We start from the raw sequence: 1,759 nt of genomic DNA, 5'->3' as shown, positions 1-1,759 counted from the left end.
GGTCTCGGCGAGAATGCGGGCCTTCTCGGCGGGCGACCATGCGTGCCGTAGCCGCCGCCCGGTGATGAGCTCGATCCGCTCGTAAGGTCTGGCTTCATCTCTGACTTCAAGCCTGGCATCAGGTCCGGCATCTTCCACAGTCACCTCCCGCAAACAGCGTCATGCTTGCGAGAGTGAAGGCGAAACTGATCCGGCAAAAGGTGGGGCGCTCGCACCGGTTACCCTCGGTCTGAGGCCCAGTCTCTGGAATCACCAATGTACTGCCTAAGCCCTCACCTGCTTCCTCATCGGCGTCAGCGTACAGATCGAATCCGATTTGCTTCCTTTCAGCCTTTGACTTGGAAGCCCGCTTGCGACGCACAGGCTCAACAGGTTCAGGATTGCCGGGAACAGGCTTGATTATGCTCGGCAGAATGCGCGGGGTCGCCAAAGGTTCAACTACAGCTTGAGACTCTGTCTGAATCAAGGCCGAGGTCTCATCTTGCGGCACCACGGCGAAAAGGCGCCGAGGCGGAAGGTGGTGACGCTGATCTGGAATGCGGGATTTCTTGATCTCGACGGAAAAAGGCTTTTGATGACGCTTCATATTATCAATGGCTTTGGGGGGAAGCACGTTGATGGACGTGCTGGAGCGATGAATGGCAGCAAAGCCTTGCCTGACAGTCCAATCTGCCCTCATTGCAGGCTTTAGGCACATCCGGAGTTCTACAGCACGTTGCCCGCCCTGGCAAAGAGAAGCGCCTCGTGCTTGGCAGAGGCGCTTCCCCTCCAGGGAGAATCGGCCCCCAGCCGTTCCTTCAAGGACCGATCCAGAATGCCCGATAACTAGCGCTTTGGCTGTAGCGAAATCGGCACAGGCGCAGACGATGTGAGCCAAAGGCTCAGTTGAGCAGGACTGCAAACGAGACGGCAAATCGTACGGCGTCTGCGTGATCGCCGCCGTAATGACAGGAGGGTAATCAGGAGGCACAGTTCCTGTCAGCGGCATGATGAATACCAAGTCCCTGAAGAGCTGACTCGTTTGTGATTTTCCAGAGTGGGGTGAGTGTGATTCAGTTTGGTGAACCCGGGAGGTTCGCCATGCCGATCCCACTCCGCTCTGACTTTGATGCGTCTCAGCTTCGTGCGTTGGCCAGGAAGACGAAGGATGGCCCGCAGGCCCGCCGCCTGCTGGCCTTGGCGGCGATCTACGAGGGCGCCTCGCGCACCGAGGCAGCCCGGATCGGCGGGGTGACGCTGCAGATCGTGCGTGACTGGGTGGTCAAGTTCAACGCTCACGGCCCCGAGGGTCTGATCGACCGCAAGCCGCCGGGCCAGCCCTCACGGCTCACGGATCGCCATCGCCAGCATCTGGTGCAGATGATCGAGGCCGGGCCGGTCCCGGCGGTGCACGGGGTGGTGCGCTGGCGCCTGGTCGATCTGATCCAATGGCTGTGGGACGAACACCGGATCCCAATCTCCAAGCAGACGCTCAGCCGGGAGGTGCGGGCGCTGGGCTATCGCAAGCTCTCGGCTCGCCCGCGCCATCACGTCAAGAGCGACGCCGCGGTAGCGGCTTTTAAAAAAGTTTCCCCGCGCGTCTGGCGGAAATCGCGAGCAACGAGGCCGATGGCAAGCCGCTAGAGATCTGGTTTGCTGATGAGGCACGGGTGGGTCAGAAGAACAAGATCACCCGCCGCTGGGCCAAACGCGGGACGCGTCCCTCGGCCCCGCGGGATTTGAGAACCGCCTCCACCTACATCTTCGGGGCGATCTGCCC

1 protein-coding gene and 1 pseudogene are annotated in these 1,759 nt (G+C 60.9%); one reads left to right on the top strand and one right to left on the bottom strand.

What is annotated here, in order from left to right:
• Positions 1-118: 118 nt before the first annotated feature.
• Entirely contained in the window at positions 119-679 is a 561-nt protein-coding gene (locus OC446_RS30210) for a hypothetical protein (protein ID WP_262032564.1), read from the bottom strand.
• Between the two features lie 344 nt (positions 680-1,023).
• Between OC446_RS30210 and OC446_RS30205 the strand changes: the two are divergent.
• Positions 1,024-1,759 (top strand): annotated as a pseudogene (locus tag OC446_RS30205) (IS630 family transposase); the annotation flags it as partial.

It is taken from the genome of Microvirga sp. Mcv34, from assembly GCF_024519725.1.
GTDB lineage: Bacteria > Pseudomonadota > Alphaproteobacteria > Rhizobiales > Beijerinckiaceae > Microvirga.
The sequence above is the reverse complement of the archived record's forward strand: the minus strand, read 5'-3'. Positions and strand labels throughout refer to the sequence as shown.

Excerpts from the sequence above, each read along its gene's own strand:
- OC446_RS30210 (WP_262032564.1), bottom strand. The coding sequence starts at position 679 with ATGAGGGCAGATTGGACTGTCAGGCAAGGCTTTGCTGCCATTCATCGC.